The organism is Crenothrix polyspora (assembly GCF_900163755.1).
In the GTDB taxonomy this organism is placed as follows: domain Bacteria; phylum Pseudomonadota; class Gammaproteobacteria; order Methylococcales; family Methylomonadaceae; genus Crenothrix; species Crenothrix polyspora.
This window is the reverse complement of record NZ_FUKI01000057.1, coordinates 5,247-27,884: the sequence shown is the minus strand read 5'-3', so window position 1 is coordinate 27,884 and position 22,638 is coordinate 5,247. Positions and strand designations below refer to the sequence as shown.

The following is a 22,638-nucleotide window of genomic DNA, read 5'->3' as shown; positions in this document are numbered from 1 at the left end:
ATTTTAGTTGCTGCACTGCTGAAGACGTGTGTTACTCCTGCGTTATGTCTTTAAGGCTTAAAAATACAGCGTTATTTTCTGTTAAAGGCGGCAGTTTCTGCAATATGACTTGCTGATTTATCGGCAGTTGGTACGGCATTTTTACTTTGAGCCTGCATATAATCATTAATTTGTGTATTCAGCGGTAACTGTTTAATAATGCCCTCTGGATTTTTTTTGGCTTGTCGCTGTGCCTGTGTCATCGCTGATGCCGCTTTCATTTGCGAGCCATTTATTGTCGTTACATCTTTGGGTAAAATGACAGCAATTAAGGCAGCAGAGGCGACTAATGCCAGCATTTTGTGTTGTGGCTTAATGGTTAACGGCTGTTTGCGCTGCGGCAACAAATAAACCGGTTCGTGTTCAAGTTCTTGATGAATTCGATCTAAAAAATCAGCTCTGGGCAGGATAAAGGTTTCTGTTTTTAGCGCCTGTCCAATGGCTTCATAGCGTAGTAGCCTGTTTTTTAAATCTTTATCTAAAAGCATCTGCTGCATTAAAGTCATCGACTCATTGGCATTGAGCTCATTATCAAGAAATTGAGAAATTTTCTCATTTGTATGTTCGTGCATCTAAAATCACCGTTAATCTAATAAGGGGGTTAACTTACTATCGATAGCTTCACGCGCTCTAAACAGGCGCGATCTTATCGTACCTACAGGACAATCCATTGCCTCAGCAATCTCTTCATAACTCATACCTTCAAATTCGCGTAGCATAAAGGCAACGCGCATTTCTTCGGGTAGTTTTTCAATCGCTGTTTTAATTGTGTCTACAATCTCTTGACTCATCAGCAAGCGTTCAGGGGTTTCTAAACCTTGTAATTGTGGCGCATTCTCAAAAGACTCCGCATCGTCGATATCCACTTCATAATCGGAGCTGCGCCGCGTGCGTGCCACTAAATAATTTTTTGCAGTATTAATAGCAATGCGGTATAGCCAAGTATAAAACGCCGATTCGCCTCTGAAACCACCGAGCGCCCTGTACGCCTTAACAAAGGTTTCTTGAGCCACATCTTGCGCTTCACTTGGATCTTTGACATAACGGTTAACCAGCTGAATAATTCTGTGCTGATATTTTATAACCAATAGGTCAAAAGATTTTTTGTCGCCCTGCTGGACTTTGGTGACTAAGTCTTCGTCGAGTTGTTCACTTTGTTTGTTATGGCTATTCACGATTTAGTTTTATGTTGAAGAGACAAAATTAACTTCTATAAGTTCTATAGTGGGTAAAAAATAATTGCTATCACCCTAAAAAGCTTTATTATCGCCGAACTAATGCGACTAAGCCACAGATGGGATGGTAATTTTCACTTTATGTCTTTATCTACAACATACGATATTCTTATCATTGGTAGCGGTGCAGCGGGTTTAAGTCTAGCGCTTAAACTGGCCGAACATTGCCCGCGCGTTGCTGTTTTATCCAAGTTTGCCCTAACCGCAGGCAGCACGCATTATGCCCAGGGTGGCATTTCAGCGGTCTTTGATGCGGATGATTCGATTGAATCGCACATAGACGATACGCTCAATGCGGGAGCTGGGCTGTGCGACCCTGAAATCGTGCGCTTAACGGTCACTGAAGGTAAAAATTCCATTGATTGGTTACGCCAGCAAGGTGTGAACTTTACCGAAGAAAAAACCAATTCGGGCGAGACAAAACTGCATTTAACACGCGAAGGCGGGCATTCGCATCGCCGTGTTGTACATGCGGCCGATGCGACTGGCAAGGCGGTGTCATTGTCGTTAATTGAACGTGCCCGTGAACACAGTAATATTGATTTATTAGAAAATCATAATGTCATTGAATTAATTACTAAAACTGTCTCCTGTACCGAAAAAACAGTGCAGGGCGCGTATGTGCTGGATAGTAAGCACCAACAAGTAAAAACCATTGCCGCACGCGTGGTGGTATTGGCTACTGGTGGGGCTAGTAAAGTGTATCTGTACAGCACTAATCCGCAAAGCTCAACCGGTGACGGCATTGCTTTGGCATGGCGGGCGGGTTGTCGGGTCAGCAATATGGAGTTTATGCAGTTTCATCCTACGTGTTTGTACGACCCCAAAGGCAGTTCGTTTCTTATTAGCGAGGCGTTAAGAGGTGAGGGCGGTAAGCTTATTTTACCGGATGGCTCAGCGTTTATGCAGCATTTTGATGCACGCGCTGAGTTAGCGCCCAGAGACATTGTTGCTCGCGCTATTGACCATGAAATGAAAAAACGTGGCCTGGATTGTGTTTATCTGGATATCAGTCATAAGTCCGAAGCTTTTATTCGCGAACATTTTCCGATGATTTACCAGCAATGTCTGGCGTTTGGTATTGATATTACCGAGCAGCCCATTCCTGTTGTTCCTGCTGCACATTATACTTGCGGTGGTGTGATGACCGACAGCTACGCCCGTACAGACATTGCTAATTTGTATGCGGTGGGTGAGGTGGCCAGTACGGGCTTACACGGTGCTAATCGTATGGCGAGTAATTCATTATTAGAATGTTTGGTGTTTGCAGACCGTGCCAGTGAAGATATTTTACGCAATATTGACACTATTCCATCGGTTGGTGCTATCGCAGATTGGGATGAATCCAAGGTCAGTGATTCTGATGAAGAAGTGGTGGTGTCGCATAATTGGAATGAGCTGCGCCATTTTATGTGGGATTATGTTGGTATTGTCAGAACCGATAAGCGCTTGTACAGAGCGATGAGCCGCATAGAATTGCTGCAAAAAGAAATTGCTGAGTATTACGGTAATTTTCGAGTGACCAGTGATTTATTGGAACTACGTAATTTGGTGATTGTGGCCGAGTTGATTGTGCGCTGTGCTTTATTACGCAAAGAAAGCCGAGGTCTGCACTATACCTTGGATTACCCTGAAACAGATGATAGCCGACCGGCACAAAATAGTATTTTGACACCCGCCATATTTGTAAAAAATTAATGCGCTGACGCGCTGTATTTTTTTAATAAAACGTCAATGGCAAGTGCGGCTTTTTCACAGCTTACCGCAGATTTTTCAACTCGCCTTCGTAATAAAAGCCCTGTGCTTAACCCGTCGATGTCACGGGATACATATTCATTTAAGTCAGCACACACCGTTTGCATCTGCTGTTCGGCATGCGATAAGGAGGGATTGCATGGCGTTGTAGCGTCATCATCAGACAATGCCATCATTTCGCTGGTCATTTTATTTTGTAAGCGAAACACTTCTTCTACATAGCGGATAAAATCTTCTTTGGATTGTCCTTTAGTGCCGTAAGTACCTAAAGATGAACACCCCGTTAAAATGGTTATCATCAGTGTGTTAATCACAAAATAACGCAAGGTGAGCAGGTGGTTAATGTGTGATTGTCTCAGCATTTTTGTCGGTATATCAGTCATGTCAAAGTCTAAACAGGCTTTACAGCGCAGTTGTGTGCATGCAAAAAAAAATCATGGTGCGGTTTACAATTCTACTCCAATAAAATACCTTTAACATTGTTCGTGTTTTTTGTATTATCGAGTTATTATCAAGCAAATAAGGCCTTTGTTCTCGGCGTTAAAAGACACTGAGGCCGCTAATGATACGAAAAATAATAATTACCGTTAAGTTAAAGCATTGGCGATGGTTGTAATATTCCCGCGCTAGGCTACGTTGAGTATAGCTATAAAAATATAACAAACAAGGATCTATCCATGACTGAAAAGACAGTGAGTAAGTACCTGCTCAATCTTGAAAAACACTTTGCTAATGACAATCCGATATTATTAAAGGCGGCAAAAATTTTTCAGGAGTTGGATCAGATTGAATTTGATTTAGGACTTATTGATAAAGACGAGACCACTGCCAGAAAAAATTCATGGTGGCCAATTGTGAGTTTAATCGGCGGTAATTCTACCGCCAAATCTCGGTTTATTAATAGCTACTTCGGTTCGGAGCAATTGTTTTCTGGCATCCAAGCCGCGCATCATAAATTTACGGTGTTATTGCATAATAATCAAGCTGCTTCAACTATTTTGCCAGGTACGGCATTAGATGTTGATCATCGCTATCCATTTTATCAAATCAGTCATAAAATTGAGGAAAAGCAAGCGGGCGAAGGCAGTCGCATTAATGCCTATTTGGAATTGCGTACCCTTAACAGTGATCGTTTAAAAGAACGATTATTTATTGATGCACCTAATATGAGTGCCGCTGCAAATAGTCCTGTTATTTCACTATTGACTCGGCATGTGGTTGAGAATTCCGATCTGGTGTTTGTCTTTACCGATATTTTTGACACCAGCACCCCGCTTATTGAAGAGTTGATAGAGCATATTAGTCAACAGCAAGATTTTAATAAATTTATTTATTTAATTGACGGGCCAGCGCCCACTTTTTATCCCACTCGACACGACGATCTGATTGCCTCTTGGCAGCGAAAATTGGCTGAGTTTGGTTTAGATACTGGCCAGTTTATCGTAGTACCCAATCATCAGGGTACTAATAGCCCAAGCAACAGAATTGATTTTGCCGCTATCGATCAGCGCATGGATAACGTGGATCATAACCGATCGTACCGTATTTTGCATGCACTTACCGCCAATATACAGGCGCTTGAAACTGTAATAATACCCGAAGTTAAGCAAAACATTGCCAGTTGGAAAGAGCGTTCAAATATGTCCAGCCTAGTGGTGCTTGGCTTTATTGCCTGCTTAGCGGTGGTAGCAGAAGTGCAAATAGGCTTTTTGGAGTTTTTGATAGATCCTGTTACAGGGCCGATAATTCTCGCTGTGGTGGTTGCAATCATGATACCGTTGCACCTGATGTTTAATAAGCTTTTTGCAAAAATTACTACGAAACACTTAGTTGAACGGCAAGCCACGCTACGGCTCATGGAAAATTTGGCAGGGCTTTTTGAAAAAAACCTGACTTTTACACGCATTATGCTGCCAAGTTCTGAACCCGTAGGCTGGAATAAAAAAATGAAACTGCGTTTGGTGCAATTATCCGATAAAACCCAAGAGTTGGTGCAATCATTGAATGATCGTTTTGGTACGTATCACGATAAGATGCAGCCGTAAGTGTCAGTAAATATGCTATTAATTAGATTCTAATATTCACACGCTCTGTTTAACCTTAAAACAGTTATGGATCTTATAAAACTCTTTTTGCCGCTGTGTTGGCTAAAAACAAATCCACTGGACTTACCTAAGTCAGCGGCATTTTTTAGACAAAATTTGCTGTTTTCTTTTGTTATAGAATATTTTATGCAAGCTAATATGTCCGATGATCCACTCGAAGCATTTTTCGAGGTTGGTATAGAAACGGTTTTAACCTTGCTGTTTTTGGGTTTTATGTTGTTTTTAAATAAAACGCTTTCTGTTTACCTGCAAATAACCACAGCGATTTTATTTTGTGCCAACGTTATTTCGGTTGCGATTGTTCCAGTAATGGTTTGGTTAACAGTGAGCGAGTCGGCGTTAAGTTATTACTTATTAGGTCTTTTGTTTCTGTGGGATTTTGCTGTGGTGGTCTATATTTTTAAACGAACCGTTATTGTTAATACGGCCGCCGGTATTGCGTTAGCATTATTCTATTTTATTTCAACTTATTTAGGTGCATTTGCCTTAGGGCAGCTTATTTAGATCAAATATAAACTGATCTAATTTTGGGCTACCATTTAAGCTAACGCTTGTAGGGTGGTTTCGCGCCAGCAAATCGCCAATCAATGCTCATATTAACATCCAGTAGACGTATTGTGGGCGGATTGCCTAGCGGCGAATCTACCCTACAATTTTGTGCTGTCGTATGTTGCAAAGACCTACGAGGTTTTTAAAACCTCGTAGGTCTCACGTTGGTCAGAACATATCCGACATATAAAGATTGGCCGAGTACTAACTATTGGCGTGGCTTTCAGTTATTAATATCTAGGTTGTTGATATTGTTGTTGCTGCTGATATTGTGGTTGTTGTGGTTGCTGCTGTTGCTGTGGCTGTTGGTATTGTTGTTGAGAGCCGCCTTGCTGAGCCCCAGCATTATTATTGGCAACAATGGCTAATTCTACACGGCGATTTTGTGCGCGATTTTCTTCACTGGTATTGGCCATTTTGGGCATTCTTTCACCCATACCTTGTTGGCTTAAGCGTGAGCCATTAACACCATGCTGAGACAGATAGCCAGAAACGCTGGATGCGCGTCTTTCAGATAAATTTTGGTTGTAATTATCGGCACCTTTATCGTCTGTATGCCCCGTTACTGTAATAGTTGAGTCAGGGTATTTGTTCAGTACGTTAGCCACCGAATCTAAAGCGCTTGTTGCCTGTGAGGTGATATTTGACGAATCAAAACCAAAGGTAATGCTGCTGGGCATATTGAGATTTAAAGTATTGTCAGACAGACGCTGTACTTCAATACCGGTGCCTTGCAAAGATGCCTGCATTTCTTTTTGTTGATGATCCATATAAGCCCCTACCGCCGCGCCTACTGCGCCACCTGCCAATGCGCCCCAGCCAGCATTTTTAAGATCGTTACCACCAAATGCTGTACCTGTCGCCGCACCGAGTACAGCCCCAATACCACCGCCTGCGGCAGTTTTACTCATTCCAGACTGTCCTGTATAAGGATCGGTAACGCACGCTGTTAATAGAAAGCTGCTGCTAATACCAACAAGCAAGATTTTTTTTATCATTGTTTTAGCCTTTTTAGTTTATAAATGGATTAACTGCGCTTTAGCTGTAATAGGCAGTTTAATACGCTACAGTTGAGATAAAGCGCCGTTTTTTACATGCCTTAGCGGCTTAAATATAACACAACTATCTTAATGGCAACTGAATCAACATTTAGTTTTACAGGATTATCAGTTAGACAATTATTTAATGGCAGACATTATCCGTGGTAATTATTCAGTTCCCTCCTTTGAAAAAGGGGGAAGTGAACACATACTATCCATGCAGGCACTGAGTTTTTTCCACACCACAGCGGCATATTATTTATAAATAACCTTGGCTTTTTTAAATGACAACACCGTGTTGTATAAAAATCAAATACAGTCTTGAAAATACGCTCAAAAAATCTCGATTTATCGGTGTGGTATTGCCGTGTTATAGCGTGCAAGATGTACAAATCAGTCTTAACCAGTTTTCAATTGATTACGCTGATGCCAGTCATATCGCGTTTGCCTACCGACTTAAAACCGACAATGGCATTATCTACCGTTTTTATGATGCAGGAGAGCCCACTGGTACCGCGGGTAAACCTATTTTTCAGCATCTTGACGGTAAAAATCTGATTAATGTGTTGGTGGTGGTGATTCGTTATTACGGCGGTATTAAGTTGGGGGCAGGGGGATTAATGCGTGCGTATGGCAATACGGCGAAAGATGTGCTGGAAGCGGCTGAAATTGTGCCTTATATTGAAATGGCAAACGTGCCACTTACTTTGGATTACCAGCAGTTGCAGCCTTTGGAGTATCTGTTAAAAAAACTTGATGGTATTGTTATAAATCAACAATTTTCTGGTCAAGTGCAGTTGCTGGTGCAATTGCCAGTGCAACATGTTGATACTTTATTGCAGTCATTTTCCCACTACAGTTAAAGACGTTTTCGTTGCTTTCTGGCATTTTTACTTACAAAACAGGCTTTACTCCGCCATATTGCGGCTAAAGCCTTTTCTACAGTACAGTAAATAATTAAGCTTTAATTTCAAAAAGATGCTTATAAGACACGTACATTAATGTCGAGGTCAGCATATACAGCACGGGTGTTAATAAAGGTGTTAATCCACCACACATCAGCGCTTCAAAAAAGATAAAACCGAGCATGTTATAGAAAGCTTTTTTGCGTGTGGCCAGCGTGCTGATACCAAGGTCTTTAGCGCGACTCAATCCGTAATCCTGAAATAACATCAGTGGATAACTGAACCAATTGGCCAGTGTACACAGCATTAGTAACGTAAACATTAAGGCAACGCTAGCGTAGTCATAAAATTGGCTAGAAATTTCCCGCACCGTTCTACGTTTAATATGCAAGTCGGAAAAATCTAATTGCAAGAAAAAATCTAAAATTTTACCGTATTCACCAGACAACAAGTTACTAAACGTCATAAAAGCAAACCAGCACGCCATAATGGCTATGCCGGCCAACAACGCTAACGGCAGACTTTTTTTAATCGCCCAAGACAGCGGTTGATTGGTTTCTTTGTTATGTCGCATGTCGATGTATTTGCACACCCCCACACCAACAAATAACGAGGCTACCGCACATACAATGCCCAAGGCTAAAGACAGCGTGCCAATTAACAAAATAAGGCCGACCGCTACAGTGTAGCCACACCATATCCACGGATCAAGTTTCACAAATAACAACGATTCTTGTAGCCACTCGCCAAATTTTTCTTTTCTTATCACAATGCTATCCTGGAAATACCCACTGCCTCACGCAGCTGTTTAATAAAAGGCACACTGATGGCGCGGGCTTTACGTGCGCCTTCTTGTAATTGTTCTTCGATATGTTGTGGCTTTTGCATCAGTTCATCGTAATGCTCCCTGGCAGGTGCAACATGGGTATTAATCAGCTCAAACAATTGCTGTTTCATGTCACCCCAGCCAATGCCATCGGCATAGCGTTGTTTTATGGCGGCAATTTCTTCGGCTGTGGCAAAAGCTTGATAAATACTGAATAGCGTACAATCGGTAGGGTCTTTGGGTTCGCCGGGTTCTTGCGAGTTGGTTTTGATTTTATTAATCAATTTTTTCAACTTTTTTTCCGGCTCAAACAAAGGGATAGTATTGTTGTAGCTTTTGCTCATCTTCCGACCATCCAAACCGGATAAAGTTGCAGTATTGGCATCAATAATGGCTTCTGGTAACACAAAATGCTCGCCGTAAATATGATTGAAGCGTGCGGCAATATCGCGTGCCATTTCAATATGCTGGATTTGATCTTTACCGACCGGTACTTTATGAGCGTTAAACATTAAAATATCGGCGGCCATTAACACAGGATAGCTGAACAAGCCCATACTGATGCCTTTGTCAGCATCATTTTCGCCGTTGTGTTCGTTATCGGCTACCGAAGCTTTGTAGGCGTGGGCTCTGTTCATTAAACCTTTAGCGGTTACGCAGGTAAGCATCCAGGTTAATTCCATAATTTCCGGTACGTCGGACTGTCTGTAAAACACCGCGTTAGAGGTATCAAGGCCTAAAGCCAGCCAGGTGGCAGCAATTTCTAAGCTAGACTGGCGCACTTTTTCGGGCTCATGGCATTTGATAAGCGCGTGATAATCGGCCAAAAAGTAAAATGGTGCGACATTGGCATCTTTACTGGCGGCAATGGCAGGGCGTATTGCGCCCACGTAGTTGCCTAAATGCGGTGTGCCAGTGGTGGTGATGCCAGTTAATACAGTCTGTTTGCTCATGCAAGGATACTCGGTTGTGGGTTTTAAGATCAGTGTATTTTCATTGTATCCAAATTTAGGTAAATATTCAGCTCTAAGCCTTATTTAGCGCTAAATGTGTTTGAAGGTACGTAAATCTGGTTCAGAATCGTTTGAGAATCAAAATTCTTAGAAGGGTGGTATTGAGCAGAGTGCGTATGGGGTCAGTGTGACTTGGCGTGCATTGCTATAAAATCAAGCGGAAATGCTCCCGTTTTTAATCTCCCTGTGGAGAAGGTGTTCCGACTTTAGCTGTTGGGCAACGTGCTGTAGGTTGGCAAGGTTTAGTGGTATAAGTACCTTGCCAAAATTTTAGCATTAAGACCCAAAGTGGTTTTATTTTTTAGTCATAAAATAATAGACATTAGTGCATTCCAATGTCATTTTCTGATCATTTTTTTCAACCGCTGTGCAGGTTTCAAATTTTGATCTGCCTGGCATAGTTTGTTTAATAAGTTTTCCATTTTCAACGGAATAGGTAATGCTCGCGCGCATTTCAGGTGATCGTGCGTTAACATCCGAATCAATGGTTATGCCTTCCATAGTGCCATCTTTAAGAAAATTCCACGTTGAATTAAGTTTTTTGGCATGAGTACCGTCGCTGCTGGTCGATTCGGAATCAATTTGCCATACACCTAAAATATCGTTTTCAGTTAATTTTACTTCGGCATGCGCCGTAAAAGTCATACCTAAAAAAAGCAGTGCTGATGTTAATCGCATAAATAACGGCCTTTATTTTAATGTGGGAACACGCAATATAGCACACCTACGCGCACTTTTTATCGCCAGCTTAAGGCGACTAATTAATTAACCACTGTTGCCGTAACGACTCTCTGTTCAGCGCCAACCACTGTATAGCAATAATGGGAATAGCGGATTCTATCGCGCCGATTTGTACCTTGTGATACGCTTCTTCAAACGGTACGGCAGTGACCAAAATATCTTCATGCTCTTCATCTAAACCATGCACACCACCAATTTTAGAGCTTTCTACTTTGCCACAAAACAAAGTAATTCGCTCCGATGCCCCGCCTGGCGTGGTGTAAAATTCGCTAATTGTGATTAATGCCTGTATTTCACAGCCCGCCTCTTCCCATGATTCTCGATACGCCACTTGTTCAGCGCTTTCTCCGGCTTCAATAGCACCGGCAACAATTTCAATTAACCAGGCTTGTTCAGGACGAATCATTGCGCCAGCGCGAAATTGTTCAATTAACACTACTTTATCCGCACTAGGATCATACAGTAAAACCGCCACACAACTGCCGCGCACAAATAACTCGCGGCTGATTTCTTCGCTCCAGCCACCGCCATACAGCGTATGCTTTAGCCGGTATTTTTCCATCCGAAAAAAACCATTATAAACAATGTCTTTGTTGATAATTTCAAACTGTTTTTTCATCGCTTTCCTGTGTATTTTACTTGATAAATAACACCCAGTTGATCGTCACTGATTAATAAGCTGCCGTCGGGCATTTCCAAAACATCAACTGGCCGACCTAAAACCTTATCGTTCTTGTCTAACCAGCCGTCAATAAAAACGTCTTCAGCAATAGGAAGATCGTGATCGAATTTAACTAAGGCAATACGATAGCCATCTGGTTTGCTACGATTCCATGAGCCATGTTGCGCTACAAATAATTGATTTTTATACGGTGGCGGAAACTGATCGCCACGGTAAAACCGTGCGCCTAAAGGCGCGACATGGGCTTTAAACTTCCAGGCGGGCGGAGTAAAGTCGGATATTTTTTTATCCGTGGTCATTATGGGATCAGCAATATCACCGGCATGAAAATACGGGAAACCAAAATGTTCACCGACAGTCAACCAACGATTCAGCTCATCGGCGGGCGCATCGTCACCTAAATAATCACGGCCATTATCAGTAAAAAACAAAGTTTTGGTACCTGGTTGCCAATCAAAACCTACGGTATTACGAATACCAATGGCAATAATTTCAAATTGACTACCATCCGGATTTAAGCGCACCAAAGATGTGTAAATGGCTTCTTTAGGTTTACAGATATTGCACGGCGCACCCACCGCAGTATAAAGCATTCCATCGGGACCAAAGCGCAAATATTTCCAGCCATGATGCGGGTCTGAAGGCAATTGGTCATAAATTACCACTGGTTTGGGCGGGTTATTTAAATGCTCTAAAATATGATCATAACGCGTGATACGATTAACCTCTGCTACAAATAAGGTACCTTCTTGGTATGCTACCCCATTAGGCATCATTAATTTTGTGGCGATAATATGACGTTTATCGGCCTTACCATCGGCGTTAGTGTCTTGGATGGCATATACCTGGCCTTCTTGCCCTGTGCCGACAAAAACGACACCGTTGTCAGCTAATGTCAAGCTACGTGCCCCCGGTAAGTTATCAGCATAAACAGATAACGAAAAGCCCTCAGGAACGTGCAACTGTTTTATCAGTGTTTGATAGGTGTCAGGTTGTGCAAAAACTAAACTTGTGTTAAATAAAAGCAAGGCAAACATTATTTTTTTCATAAAAATACACACCATGTCTTTCATAAATAAAAGATTACCCCCATTATTACGTTAAGGAGCGTTTGAATATTACCTGACTTTTATTAAGCTACCCTTTTACGATACATTAACTTAACGAGGATTTACTTATGATGCGAATCATTCTTTTTTTAGCAACCAACATTGCAATAATGATTGTTATTAGCATTGTTTTCAATGTTTTAGGTTTGGGTGGCGTACTTGATGCGCAAGGTATTAATCTTAATTTAACGTCATTATTGATGACATCGGCTATCGTAGGCGTTACCGGTTCGGTCATCTCTTTGGCAATGTCTAAGTGGTCTGCCAAAAGAGCAATGGGCGTGCAGGTTATTGATCGCGCTCAAAACCAGACCGAGCAATGGTTGCTTGAAGTCGTCACTCGGCAAGCGCAACAAGCGGGTATTGGTATGCCTGAAGTGGGTATTTTTAACACCCCAGAACCTAATGCGTTTGCAACTGGTATGAACAAAAACAGTGCTTTAGTAGCAGTAAGTACGGGGTTGTTACACAGTATGAGCCCCGATGAAGTCGAGGCTGTCATCGGCCATGAAATCACCCACGTTGCCAATGGCGATATGGTAACAATGGCGTTAATGCAGGGCGTAGTTAATACCTTTGTGTACTTTTTTGCCACCGTTATCGGCCATGTGGTTGACCGGACGGTTTTTCAAAACGAACGCGGCCAAGGCATGGGCTATTATATTGTGCAAATGGTTGCACAAATAGCACTGGGCTTTTTGGCATCTATGTTGGTGGCGTGGTTTTCACGTCGTCGTGAATTTAAAGCCGATGCCGGTGGTGCATTATTGGCGGGGCGTGACAAGATGGTGAATGCCTTACGCGCCTTACAACGCGGTCACGAAGCACCTAATTTGCCAGGACAACTGGCAGCTTTCGGCATTAATGGCAGTGGCTTTAGTAAATTATTTATGAGCCATCCGCCTTTAGAAGAGCGCATTGCCGCATTACAAAACAACGGCTAAATAATAATCTTAACCGGACAGCCGTTGCTGTCCGGTGTTTGTATAGCGCGTATTTACAAATACTGACTAGCTGCTGGTAAAACCAGAAAATATCTTACAAAAAATATAATTAGTCAACATTGCCTTTTCTATTTCGTATAGTTTGCTATATTTAATGTGTAACTATAAGACATATTAAAAGGAGCGCCGTCATTAACAAAATATCTCAAAAGCGGTTAGTTGTCCGTGACAACGGCTTTCAAGCCAATTACAGGATTGATGAGCAGCGTTTTGGGCTCAGCAATATTTTACAAACAACACTGGAGTTTAAAAAATTACTCACGCTCTTCAGTGGCAATATTCACCCTCTTATTCCGCACAATGCCTACATTTATCGCAATACACTGTTAGATTTGGAAATTAAACAAGGCGTAATGGGTAATTATTTATGCAGTTATCCGCTGAAGGTTGAGGGCGAAGATCTCGGCGAAATTACCTTAATGCGTAACCGTGAATTTACTCATGCAGAACTCGATTTATTTCAGAATTTACTGTGTACGTTACGGTATCCGCTAAAAAATGCGACGCTGTACCATAAAGCATTAAAAATGGCCGCCACTGATGAGTTAACACAAACACTTAATCGGGTTTCATTTAATGATACTGTTAAGCACGAAATGAATTGGGCAAAATTGAATAGCGCACATTTATCGGTTATTTTTTTGGACATTGATTATTTTAAAGCCATTAATGACCAATACGGACACGATTGCGGGGACAGTACACTGGTAGCTGTCGCCAAACTGATTAAAGAAAATTTACGTAAAAACGACACCGTGTTCCGCTTTGGTGGCGAAGAATTTGTTATTTTGATTAACCAGATGAGTTTAAAAAACGCTGAACTTTTGGCCAAAAGAATTCGCTCAGAGATTGAGCGTAACATTCTTGTGTACGATAAGAAACCTATAAAAGTTACCGCTAGTCTAGGCGTTAGCACGCTACGCAGTGACGACAGTTTTGATGCGTTTATCAAGCGTGCTGATCATGCCATGTATAAAGCCAAAGCCAATGGTAGAAATCAGGTGGTATTAACTGATTAAGGTTTGTGAATACGAGGCCTGATTTTATGTGGCTTGCTGGGTTTAATGCTCTGCGCTTTGTCGACAACTTCAGCATCTGTTTTGTCAAGTTTTGCAAATTCAAACAGTAAATCTAATTCTTTGTCAGTAATTTCATAAAAAGAGTGATTTTTTAAGCGCTCCGGTAACACAATCGGTCCATAACGTACCCGAATTAAACGGCTTACCACCACAGCTTGCGATTCCCATAAACGTCTCACCAAGCGATTTCGGCCTTCACTGACCGTGACGTAATACCATTTGTTAGCGCCTTCACCCGCATAGAATTTAATGTCGTCAAATTTGGCAATACCGTCTTCCAGTTCCACGCCTTTTTTCAGTTTTTCGATGATGGCATCAGATACCTCGCCTAACACGCGCACTGCGTATTCGCGCTCGATTTGTGATGACGGGTGCATTAAACGATTGGCGAGTTCGCCATTATTAGTGACCAATAACAAACCTGAGGTATTAATATCCAAGCGACCTACGGCAATCCACCGCGCGGTGGCCAATTTAGGTAATTGAGTAAATACAATCGGCCGACCTTGAGGATCACGGCGTGTTACCACTTCACCGGCAGGCTTGTGATACAGTAATACCCGCGTTGGTTGAATTGCAAATTTTTGCCAGTTAACTAAACGATCATTAAGCAGTAGATGGTCGCCGACATTTAAGCGATCACCCAATTTAACGACGCTACCATTTAGCTTTAATCGGCCTTCACTAATCCATACTTCAATCTCTCTACGCGATCCAATGCCACCTCGCGCTAAGACTTTTTGGACGCGCTCACCAACATCTTGGGTAGCATCAATATTTTTTCTTTCTGCTACCGAGCGGGGTGTTTTATCAGCTGATGGTTTCTGACGTGGACTCTCTGGTTTTGATGGCGCTTTGTTCGGTTTCCTGCTCTTCACTCTTTACCTGCATGGGTTGTGGGTCTACTGATACATCAAGATCGACTATTTGTTGTATAGTCGGCAGTTCATTTAATGACGATATGTTAAAATAATCAAGAAATTGTTTAGTTGTTCCGTATAATCCGGGTCGGCCGGGCACTTCTTTGTGAGCTACCACACGTACCCATTCACGTTCTAGCAAGGTTTGAATAATACTGGAACTGACGCTAACACCACGTATATCTTCAATATCGCCACGGGTTACCGGTTGCCGATAGGCAATAATCGCCAGTGTTTCTAACAATGCTCTGGAATAACGCGGCGGCTTTTCTTCAAACAACCGTGACACCCAATGTGATAACGCCGGTTTAACCTGAAAGCGATAACCACTGGCGACGCGTTTTAATTCAATCGGGCGGGGTTGGTATTCAATAGTAATGGCCTCTATTGCACGCTGTATGTCATCCAGTTCAGGCTGTTCAATTTCAGGAAATACCTGTTGAATCTGTTTGGCCGTCAGGGGGTTTTGAGTGGCAAATAAAATGGCTTCGACGATGTGTTTTATGTCCATGCTATTGTCTGCATTTAATTAGCGTTGCTGATCGACGGTGTTTTAACACGTAACTCGGCAAATGGCTCTGGCTGAATAATGTCAATTAGCCGCTCTTTGCTCAGTTCCAAGATGGCCAAAAACGACACCACAACACCACTTCGGCCTTCTTTTTTTAAAAATAATTGCGAAAACAGCAGGGTGTCCACGCCTCTTAAGCTGTCTAAAATACGGCTCATACGCTCACGCACCGATAATGGCTCTTTACTAATATGATGATGGCTCAGTTGATCGGCTCTTTTTAATACATCCTGAAATGCCAATAACATTTCTTTGAGCTGAATATCCGGCAAAGGCCGAACAATGGCCAGCCTAGAGGTATCAACAGTTATGGCAAATATATCACGTTCTAAGCGTGGCAATAATTCTATGTCTTCTGCTGCCTGCTTGATGCGTTCATATTCCTGCAACCTGCGGATTAAGGTGGCGCGTGGGTCATCTTCTTCACCTTCGGCATCAACTTGCCTGGGCAACAGCATTTTAGATTTTATCTCGGCCAGTAAGGCCGCCATGACCAAATACTCTGCCGCCATTTCCAGATTCAAATGCTCCATCACTTGAATATAATGGATGTATTGCTTGGTAATTTGTGCGATGGGGATATTAACAATATCGAGATTTTGCCGCTTTATCAAGTACAGCAACAAATCCAGCGGGCCTTCAAATAGCTCTAAAAACACTTCCAGCGCATTGGCCGGAATATATAAATCATCGGGGAGTTGTGCAAACGGTTCGCCGTTCACCATCGCATACGCGGGTAGTAAGACGGGTGTTGGCTCGGTAAGTGGTATTTCAAGGCTGGAATCAGTCACAATTCAAGACTTAATGCAATTTTCAATGCATTATTTAGCTCGGTAAGTTTAAAAATTGACAATACGCCTATATAATCGGTTAGCACAGATTTGGGCAAACTAATCAGCTCATCGCAATGAATACTGCTTGAATGTTTTAATCCGTCGTCAATATCAACATGAACTTGGGTAGAAAAGCCATGATATTGGGTATAAATAGGCGCACAAATGACAGTTGAAAATTGTGAATCAATCAAAATTTGACGACTAACAATAACAAAAACTCTTGAACGTTTTGGATCGCGAGTGGTAGGATGAGTCACTCGATATAAGTCACCTCTTTTCATAACTCATCTGATAAGTCAGTACATCGGCGGCTTCCTGATTCAACTCTTCCGCATGGAGGTTAATTTGTTCTAACTCATTACTAGATTCGTTATGCGTGGCGAAAAAACAGCGTAATGCTTCGGCAACAAGACCAGAACGATTTTCTGGCTGTGGCGCACGACGCTGTAATTCATTAAATATTTCGTCAGGTAAAAAAATATATGCTTGAATCGTCATAGTTATCTCCAAACAAAAATAATTTTAGTCTCTGTGTAGGGTAATTTTAACAAACTATAGCCCAGCAATGGACATAAACATATTTTGAACAATATACATGGGGTATTCCAACACCACGTTGAGGATTTTGGTATACAGCAATACTAACAAAATAATAAAACCATAACGTTCTAGCTGGTTATATTGCCAGGCCAATCGTGATGGTAACATACCGGTCAGAATACGACTGCCGTCTAAGGGTGGAATGGGTAATAAGTTAAGCACCGCCAAGGCGATATTGATAGAAATACCGGCAATGCCCATATAAATAAGTGGCATGGAGATGCTTTCCACGTTAACAATAACCCCTACGCGGGCTAATAACGCCCAGGCCAATGCCATCAATAAATTAGACACTGGTCCTGCCAGCGCTACGATAGCCATATCTTGGCGTGGATTTTTAAAATTGCGTACATCCACCGGCACGGGTTTAGCCCAGCCAAAAACAAAACCCGTACCGGTTAACAATAATAAACCAGGCAAAATAATCGTACCAACCAAATCCATGTGCTTAATAGGATTAAGTGTCAACCGACCGAGTGCGGATGCGGTATTGTCGCCGTAGCGTTGCGCCACCCAACCGTGTGCCACTTCGTGGACGGTAATAGCAAAAATAACCGGCAATATCCACACTACTATGCGCTGCAATAGCGACAGTTCATCCATCATAATAGGGTCTCTCTAATTTAGCATGGGCGCTAAGCCTATGCCTTGTCTAATAATTTCTGCGCCGGTTTTGGTAAATTCAATCATGGTGCTGGATTCAAATGGAATAATGCCGGCATCTATAATTAAATCGGCTTCATACTCTAATCTTTCCCTGATGTCATAAGGATCACTCATGGCTTCGGTGTCGCCAGGCATTACTAAAGTGGAGGTGAACAGCGGCTCGCCCAGTTCTGCAATTAATAATTGCGCAATAGGATGGCTAGGAATACGCACACCAATGGTTTTTTTATTGGGATGTTGTAAACGTCGCGGCACTTCGCGGGTGGCATCCAGAATGAAGGTAAATGGTCCAGGTGTTAACGATTTTATCAAACGATGGGCATCGTTGCCGAGTTTGACAAACATGGATATTTGCGCCAAGTCTTTGCATAACAAGGTAAAGTTATGCTTGTCACTCAACTGCCTGATACGGCGTATTTTATCCAGAGCGTTTTTGTCGTCTACCTGACACGCGAGTGCATAAGACGATTCGGTGGGGTAAACAATAACCCCGCCACTACGGAGTGTATCCACGGCGCGATGAATAAGTCGCAACTGCGGATTTTCCGGATGTATTTGAAGAATTTGAGCCATTACCGTATCCTACAGTCGCTTAAAACACGGGCATTATAGCGCATATCATTGCCGTGTCTTGTAAGCCGTCGAAATCATTTCGCGCAGCTTACCGTCGAAAGATTGATAGTATTTCTGTGAGTGGAGTTATGGGTAATCTCAGGATTACACCAAGGTAGGCTAATATAATAAAAATGCTTGCCGTTGCTCATCCCAGGCTTTTTCATCGACTTGTACTTGGGCTTCTAAATCGTCGGGTGTCGCTTGTGCATCATCTACCCATTCACGCAGTAATGGCGAGCCATTGATAACATCAATTGCCAAACGATCCAACTCGTATTCATACGGAAAATCTCGCCACAGTGGATAATCCGGCTGTAAGGTGCGTATCGCCTTAAATGCCAAGCTTTGTAAGCGCCAGGGACGGAATGCGTCATGATCGTAAGCCGCGTCTTCTACATGTATCTGCACACCGGCACACAGTTGATGGGCATGTTTGTGGAAGGTGGGTTCAAACCAGCATTCACGTAAGCGACAGCCTTGTAGCCACTGCGGTGCCATGTTTCGCATGGTTTTAATGATGCGTCCAGCATCAATATCCGGCGCACCAAATAATTCCAGTGGCCGTGTGGTGCCACGCCCTTCAGAAAGCGTCGCACCTTCTAACATTACCGTGCCGGCATAACACCGTGCCATGCCTAAATTGGGGGCATTGGGGCTAGGATTAATCCATACCCGTTCGCCCAGCGGCCAACCATGCCCTGGCGCTGTTTCAGGTTGCCAGCCTTGCATGGTGATCACTTGGCAATCGACATTCAGCGCCAACGTTTTAATAAACCACTGGGTTATTTCTCCCATTGTTAGGCCATGTCGCATGGGCATAGCGCCTGCGCCGACAAAACTTTCCCAACCAGTTCGCAAGGTAAAGCCTTCTATTGGGCGACCAACCGGATTAGGTCTATCCAATATCCATACCGTTTTATGATGCTTAGCGGCAGCTTCCAGCACGTAGCGCAACGTGGTGATAAACGTGTAGATACGGCAGCCTAAATCTTGCAAATCTACCAGCAGGACATCAAAGGTAGCCATCATGGCATCGGTAGGAAAGCGCACGTCACCGTATAAACTGAAGATGGGAATATTCAGCACTGGATCGATAAAATCCGGCGATTCCATCATATTATCTTGCTTGTCACCACGCAGCCCGTGCTGTGGGCCAAAGGCGGCGCTTAAGGTTATATCGGACAAACGTGCCAGCGCATCCAGTGTATGGGTTAAATCGTGGGTAACTGATGCAGGGTGTGCTAACAAAGCCACGCGCTTACCTTTTAAGGGTAAACGCAGGGTAGAATCTTCAAGTAATCGATCTATGCCAAATTTCATGGTGCTTATAGTGAGTGTGGTGCTAAAGAATAAATAAAACCGTCGCGCTGATGAAAGTCCGGTGTTTTTGCGGGGTGATGCAATGCCCAATATGAAAGCTCGCCGTTGGCGGTTTCCAGCACCGCCGTTATGCCAATCTGCACGGTTTTGCTGTTATCTATCAGGGCTAATTCATTTAACGGGATAATGACATTCATCTGTAAATCGGTATTGCTGCGTACAATATCAAGCGCATACACATGATCTGAATGCCAAGCGCGGCGCTGGCGGTAATCGCTGAACACATAGTTAGCCCATTGCCCAGACGGTGAAAAATTGAATTCCTGATAAGCACTATCACCTTCTGTAGCAATAAACACTTCAAAACAGGTGTGTTCCCACAAGCCATCGATCATTGCAGGCGGTTGTGTTTCAGGGATGCGCAAGTGCTGTAAATTACCTTGTAAACAGTAGTTAAGCTGTAGCCCAACACCGGATAAACACAGTATATCAACTGTAAAAACAACATTGGTTGGGCAGGTTAAATTGGGGTGGTAAGCTAGGTTATATATCATCGGACAAAAGACATGAAGTGTAGGCCAAGTAGCACGCCTTTTTTAGTGCGATGCGGGCTTTTTTGTGGAAATACGTAATCCATAAAGCAAAGATTGACAATGAATATAAAAAACAGTACAAGAAGAGCGCCCAATATTAAGAATGATGCAGTGCATTAGCTGCGTTATCATCTTGTTGTAAGATATATCAGTAGATTAGCTTATTTTGTTAAGGATCAACTATTTTTCTTATAAATCTAAACGACGATATTATCATGAAAAACAATAGTCGATATTTCAACTTGACTGTTGTACTCGTGTTAAAAAACGTCGAAAAGCATTATTTAGCCTGTAGCTTCCAGGCTTGTTCTTAACTGTTTATTGATTATAATCTTATGAAACACGCTATTGACCCTAAAATCGACTGTGTCTTCAAAGCGTTGCTGGGTAGCGAAGAAAACCAGAATTTATTGATTCATTTTCTGAATGCTTTTTTAGAGCAAGAACTGGCGGAACCTTTGGTTTCGGTGGATATTATTAATCCTTACAATGATAAAGAATTTCTGAGCGATAAGCTTAGCGTTGTTGATGTTAAAGCCAAAGACAGCCATGATCGATTCTACCAAATCGAAATCCAACTTGTTAGTTACACCGGCTTGCCAGAACGAATTCTGTATAACTGGACTGACATTTACAGCCAACAGCTTAAAAGTGGACAAAATTACAGTTTACTTAGGCCAACGTATTCGATTTGGCTGCTGGCTGAAAAGTTGTTATCTGACGATAGTGAGTATATGCATCACTATAAAATGCGTGACGAGCAGGGACGGGTATTTAGCCAGCACGGTGGTATTTGGCTGTTGGAGTTGAGCAAGTTTAATGTCAGCCAGATTGAGCGCGAAGACCAGCGTTGGCTAAAATTCTTTAAAGACGGTGAGCAATTGAATGACAGTGCCGTCTTATCTAACTGGATGAGTACACAGGAGATGCAACAAGCTATGAATACATTAACTGCTTTTTCAGAAAAAGAACACCGATACTTTCAATATCAAGCTCGTCAGGAGTATTTGCGTCAACAGCGGACTATGCAACTTGAATCCGAAGAAGCCAAGCAACGCGAAGCAGTAGCATTGCGGGAAAAGAACATTGCCTTGCAAGAAAAAGACATTGCACTGCAAGAAAAAGACACCGCATTGCAAGAAAAAGAAACTGCGCTACAGGAAAAACAAGCGGCCTTAGCTGAAATAGAACGCCTGAAAGCATTGTTAAGGCAATAAACGTGATTACAATTTTTCAAAGATGATAAGCGATTAAATGACAACACTTTATTCGATTGGATAACAACTCAGGAGATAAAACAAGCCATGAATACACTAACTTCTTTTACAGAAGAGGAGCGCGAAAAGAGCAGAAATCGTGCTCGCGAAGAATATTATCGTGAACAACTGACTATCCAGCGTCAATTGTTGCAGTCTGTACAATCATTAAGATTGGCATTAGCACAAACAATGCAACGTGAAGATGTTGCTTTAGCCGAAATAGCCCGCCTGAAAGCATTACTTGGTCAATAAAATTAGTTCAGCACTTTAACGAATACCTAACTGACGACACCTTACCCGATTAGATGATTTCTCAGGAGATAAAGCAAATCATGAATACCTTTACAGAAGAAGAGCCTAGAGAAGAATTATCCAAATATGATTTGTATAGAGCGCGACAAGAACATTTTAATGAACAGCGGACTATTTACTTTGAATTAGAAGCAACTCGGCAAATATTGATACAAGCACAGCAGCGCGAACAAGCGGCCTTAGCTGAAATAGAACGGTTGAAGACCCTGTAAACTCAATTATCATGTCCAAAACTTAATTTATGGTAACCATACGTTTATGAAACACGCTATTGATCCTAAGATTGACTGTGTCTTCAAAGCATTATTAGGTAGCGATGAAAATCGTAATCTGTTAATCCATTTTCTGAATGCTTTTTTAGGGCAAGAACTGGCGGAACCTTTGGTTTCGGTGGATATTATTAATCCTTACAATGATAAAGAATTTCTGAGCGATAAGCTTAGCGTTGTTGATGTTAAAGCCAAAGACAGCCATGATCGATTCTACCAAATCGAAATCCAACTTGTTAGTTACACCGGCTTGCCAGAACGAATTCTGTATAACTGGACTGACATTTACAGCCAACAGCTTAAAAGTGGACAAAATTACAGTTTACTTAGGCCAACGTATTCGATTTGGCTGCTGGCTGAAAAGTTGTTATCTGACGATAGTGAGTATATGCATCACTATAAAATGCGTGACGAGCAGGGACGGGTATTTAACCAGCACGGTGGTATTTGGCTGTTGGAATTGAGCAAGTTTAATGTCAGCCAGATTGAACGCGAAGACCAGCGTTGGCTAAAATTTTTTAAAGACGGTGAACAATTGAATGACAGTGCCGTCTTATCTAACTGGATGAGTACACAGGAGATGCAACAAGCCATG

28 protein-coding genes (1 of these 28 cut by a window edge) are annotated in these 22,638 nt (G+C 42.4%); 10 read left to right on the top strand and 18 right to left on the bottom strand.

Features of this window, described 5'->3' with window-relative positions; all coding sequences use genetic code 11:
* Positions 1-71: 71 nt before the first annotated feature.
* Both CRENPOLYSF2_RS03580 and rpoE read right to left on the bottom strand, forming a co-directional pair.
* Positions 72-611 (bottom strand): sigma-E factor negative regulatory protein, encoded by a 540-nt coding sequence (locus CRENPOLYSF2_RS03580; protein ID WP_087142588.1) that lies wholly within the window; start codon positions 609-611, stop codon positions 72-74.
* Between the two features lie 12 nt (positions 612-623).
* Positions 624-1,214 (bottom strand): RNA polymerase sigma factor RpoE, encoded by a 591-nt coding sequence (rpoE, locus tag CRENPOLYSF2_RS03575; protein ID WP_087142587.1) that lies wholly within the window; start codon positions 1,212-1,214, stop codon positions 624-626.
* A gap of 141 nt (positions 1,215-1,355) precedes the next feature.
* Here rpoE and nadB point away from each other — a divergent pair, with 141 nt between their 5' ends.
* Positions 1,356-2,972: an L-aspartate oxidase gene (gene nadB, locus CRENPOLYSF2_RS03570; protein WP_087142641.1), complete on the top strand. Its 1,617-nt coding sequence runs from the start codon at positions 1,356-1,358 to the stop codon at positions 2,970-2,972.
* Here the strand turns inward: nadB and CRENPOLYSF2_RS03565 are convergent.
* The gene (locus CRENPOLYSF2_RS03565) at positions 2,969-3,412 is read right to left on the bottom strand and encodes a hypothetical protein (protein WP_245807882.1); all 444 of its coding nucleotides are present in this window, start codon (positions 3,410-3,412) and stop codon (positions 2,969-2,971) included. The two genes, nadB and CRENPOLYSF2_RS03565, sit on opposite strands and share 4 nt — an antisense overlap.
* A 294-nt stretch (positions 3,413-3,706) precedes the next feature.
* Between CRENPOLYSF2_RS03565 and CRENPOLYSF2_RS03560 the strand changes: the two genes are divergently transcribed.
* Positions 3,707-5,074, top strand: a complete 1,368-nt coding sequence (locus tag CRENPOLYSF2_RS03560; RefSeq protein ID WP_087142586.1) for a P-loop NTPase family protein — start codon at positions 3,707-3,709, stop codon at positions 5,072-5,074.
* A gap of 186 nt (positions 5,075-5,260) precedes the next feature.
* The gene (locus CRENPOLYSF2_RS03555) at positions 5,261-5,638 is read left to right on the top strand and encodes a hypothetical protein (RefSeq protein ID WP_245807881.1); all 378 of its coding nucleotides are present in this window, start codon (positions 5,261-5,263) and stop codon (positions 5,636-5,638) included.
* Positions 5,639-5,913: 275 nt separating this feature from the next.
* On the opposite strand, the gene CRENPOLYSF2_RS03550 is transcribed toward CRENPOLYSF2_RS03555, so the two are convergent.
* Positions 5,914-6,681 carry a YiaD family glycine zipper/OmpA-like lipoprotein gene (locus CRENPOLYSF2_RS03550; RefSeq protein WP_087142584.1) on the bottom strand — a complete coding sequence of 256 codons (768 nt, stop codon included), beginning with the start codon at positions 6,679-6,681 and terminating at the stop codon, positions 5,914-5,916.
* 326 nt (positions 6,682-7,007) lie between these two features.
* Here CRENPOLYSF2_RS03550 and CRENPOLYSF2_RS03545 point away from each other — a divergent pair, with 326 nt between their 5' ends.
* Positions 7,008-7,586, top strand: a complete 579-nt coding sequence (locus CRENPOLYSF2_RS03545; protein ID WP_087142583.1) for an IMPACT family protein — start codon at positions 7,008-7,010, stop codon at positions 7,584-7,586.
* A 94-nt stretch (positions 7,587-7,680) separates the two neighbouring features.
* Here the strand turns inward: CRENPOLYSF2_RS03545 and CRENPOLYSF2_RS03540 are convergent, their stop codons facing one another.
* The 5 genes from CRENPOLYSF2_RS03540 to CRENPOLYSF2_RS03520 form a co-directional block, all read right to left on the bottom strand.
* Positions 7,681-8,397 (bottom strand): hypothetical protein, encoded by a 717-nt coding sequence (locus tag CRENPOLYSF2_RS03540; RefSeq protein WP_245807880.1) that lies wholly within the window; start codon positions 8,395-8,397, stop codon positions 7,681-7,683.
* Positions 8,394-9,407 carry a tryptophan--tRNA ligase gene (locus CRENPOLYSF2_RS03535; protein WP_087142582.1) on the bottom strand — a complete coding sequence of 338 codons (1,014 nt, stop codon included), beginning with the start codon at positions 9,405-9,407 and terminating at the stop codon, positions 8,394-8,396. Before CRENPOLYSF2_RS03535 ends, CRENPOLYSF2_RS03540 begins: the two co-directional genes overlap by 4 nt.
* Before the next feature lie 354 nt (positions 9,408-9,761).
* Complete coding sequence (locus CRENPOLYSF2_RS03530) at positions 9,762-10,145, bottom strand: hypothetical protein (RefSeq protein ID WP_087142581.1); 384 nt, start codon at positions 10,143-10,145, stop codon at positions 9,762-9,764.
* Between the two features lie 79 nt (positions 10,146-10,224).
* A complete protein-coding gene (locus tag CRENPOLYSF2_RS03525; RefSeq protein WP_087142580.1) occupies positions 10,225-10,827 on the bottom strand; it encodes an NUDIX domain-containing protein in 603 nt (200 codons plus the stop codon).
* Positions 10,824-11,939: a PQQ-dependent sugar dehydrogenase gene (locus tag CRENPOLYSF2_RS03520; protein ID WP_245807879.1), complete on the bottom strand. Its 1,116-nt coding sequence runs from the start codon at positions 11,937-11,939 to the stop codon at positions 10,824-10,826. The genes CRENPOLYSF2_RS03525 and CRENPOLYSF2_RS03520 overlap by 4 nt, the downstream gene beginning before the upstream one ends.
* A gap of 128 nt (positions 11,940-12,067) precedes the next feature.
* On the opposite strand from CRENPOLYSF2_RS03520, the gene htpX reads away from it, so the two are divergent.
* A complete protein-coding gene (gene htpX, locus CRENPOLYSF2_RS03515) occupies positions 12,068-12,943 on the top strand; it encodes a protease HtpX (RefSeq protein WP_087142578.1) in 876 nt (291 codons plus the stop codon).
* 392 nt (positions 12,944-13,335) lie between these two features.
* Positions 13,336-14,022: a GGDEF domain-containing protein gene (locus CRENPOLYSF2_RS03510; RefSeq protein WP_245807878.1), complete on the top strand. Its 687-nt coding sequence runs from the start codon at positions 13,336-13,338 to the stop codon at positions 14,020-14,022.
* On the opposite strand, the gene rluB is transcribed toward CRENPOLYSF2_RS03510, so the two are convergent.
* From rluB to CRENPOLYSF2_RS03465, 9 genes are all read right to left on the bottom strand, one after another.
* Positions 14,019-14,960, bottom strand: a complete 942-nt coding sequence (rluB, locus tag CRENPOLYSF2_RS03505) for a 23S rRNA pseudouridine(2605) synthase RluB (RefSeq protein ID WP_087142576.1) — start codon at positions 14,958-14,960, stop codon at positions 14,019-14,021. The genes CRENPOLYSF2_RS03510 and rluB overlap by 4 nt on opposite strands.
* Positions 14,893-15,513, bottom strand: coding sequence for an SMC-Scp complex subunit ScpB (gene scpB / locus CRENPOLYSF2_RS03500; protein ID WP_087142575.1), 621 nt, complete (start codon positions 15,511-15,513; stop codon positions 14,893-14,895). The genes rluB and scpB overlap by 68 nt, the downstream gene beginning before the upstream one ends.
* 14 nt (positions 15,514-15,527) lie before the next feature.
* Positions 15,528-16,298, bottom strand: a complete 771-nt coding sequence (locus CRENPOLYSF2_RS03495; protein ID WP_087142638.1) for a segregation and condensation protein A — start codon at positions 16,296-16,298, stop codon at positions 15,528-15,530.
* Between the two features lie 62 nt (positions 16,299-16,360).
* Complete coding sequence (locus CRENPOLYSF2_RS03490) at positions 16,361-16,690, bottom strand: type II toxin-antitoxin system PemK/MazF family toxin (protein WP_087142574.1); 330 nt, start codon at positions 16,688-16,690, stop codon at positions 16,361-16,363.
* Positions 16,677-16,907, bottom strand: a complete 231-nt coding sequence (locus CRENPOLYSF2_RS03485; RefSeq protein WP_087142573.1) for a hypothetical protein — start codon at positions 16,905-16,907, stop codon at positions 16,677-16,679. The genes CRENPOLYSF2_RS03490 and CRENPOLYSF2_RS03485 overlap by 14 nt, the downstream gene beginning before the upstream one ends.
* Before the next feature lie 54 nt (positions 16,908-16,961).
* Complete coding sequence (locus CRENPOLYSF2_RS03480; protein ID WP_087142572.1) at positions 16,962-17,615, bottom strand: site-2 protease family protein; 654 nt, start codon at positions 17,613-17,615, stop codon at positions 16,962-16,964.
* 12 nt (positions 17,616-17,627) lie between these two features.
* Positions 17,628-18,248 carry an L-threonylcarbamoyladenylate synthase gene (locus CRENPOLYSF2_RS03475; protein ID WP_087142571.1) on the bottom strand — a complete coding sequence of 207 codons (621 nt, stop codon included), beginning with the start codon at positions 18,246-18,248 and terminating at the stop codon, positions 17,628-17,630.
* A gap of 159 nt (positions 18,249-18,407) precedes the next feature.
* Positions 18,408-19,610, bottom strand: coding sequence for an exo-beta-N-acetylmuramidase NamZ family protein (locus CRENPOLYSF2_RS03470; RefSeq protein WP_087142570.1), 1,203 nt, complete (start codon positions 19,608-19,610; stop codon positions 18,408-18,410).
* A gap of 5 nt (positions 19,611-19,615) precedes the next feature.
* Positions 19,616-20,164: a DOMON-like domain-containing protein gene (locus CRENPOLYSF2_RS03465; protein ID WP_087142569.1), complete on the bottom strand. Its 549-nt coding sequence runs from the start codon at positions 20,162-20,164 to the stop codon at positions 19,616-19,618.
* A gap of 374 nt (positions 20,165-20,538) precedes the next feature.
* On the opposite strand from CRENPOLYSF2_RS03465, the gene CRENPOLYSF2_RS03460 reads away from it, so the two are divergent.
* The 4 genes from CRENPOLYSF2_RS03460 to CRENPOLYSF2_RS03445 all read left to right on the top strand — a co-directional run.
* Positions 20,539-21,420, top strand: a complete 882-nt coding sequence (locus CRENPOLYSF2_RS03460; RefSeq protein ID WP_087142568.1) for an Rpn family recombination-promoting nuclease/putative transposase — start codon at positions 20,539-20,541, stop codon at positions 21,418-21,420.
* A gap of 87 nt (positions 21,421-21,507) precedes the next feature.
* Positions 21,508-21,714 carry a hypothetical protein gene (locus CRENPOLYSF2_RS03455; RefSeq protein ID WP_087142567.1) on the top strand — a complete coding sequence of 69 codons (207 nt, stop codon included), beginning with the start codon at positions 21,508-21,510 and terminating at the stop codon, positions 21,712-21,714.
* An 80-nt stretch (positions 21,715-21,794) separates the two neighbouring features.
* Positions 21,795-21,986 (top strand): hypothetical protein, encoded by a 192-nt coding sequence (locus tag CRENPOLYSF2_RS03450; RefSeq protein ID WP_087142566.1) that lies wholly within the window; start codon positions 21,795-21,797, stop codon positions 21,984-21,986.
* 46 nt (positions 21,987-22,032) lie between these two features.
* Positions 22,033-22,638, top strand: partial view of an Rpn family recombination-promoting nuclease/putative transposase gene (locus CRENPOLYSF2_RS03445; RefSeq protein WP_217884059.1) — the 5' portion only. It continues 72 nt past the right edge of the window; only the first 606 of its 678 coding nucleotides appear in the window; its start codon is at positions 22,033-22,035; its stop codon lies off the right edge, out of view.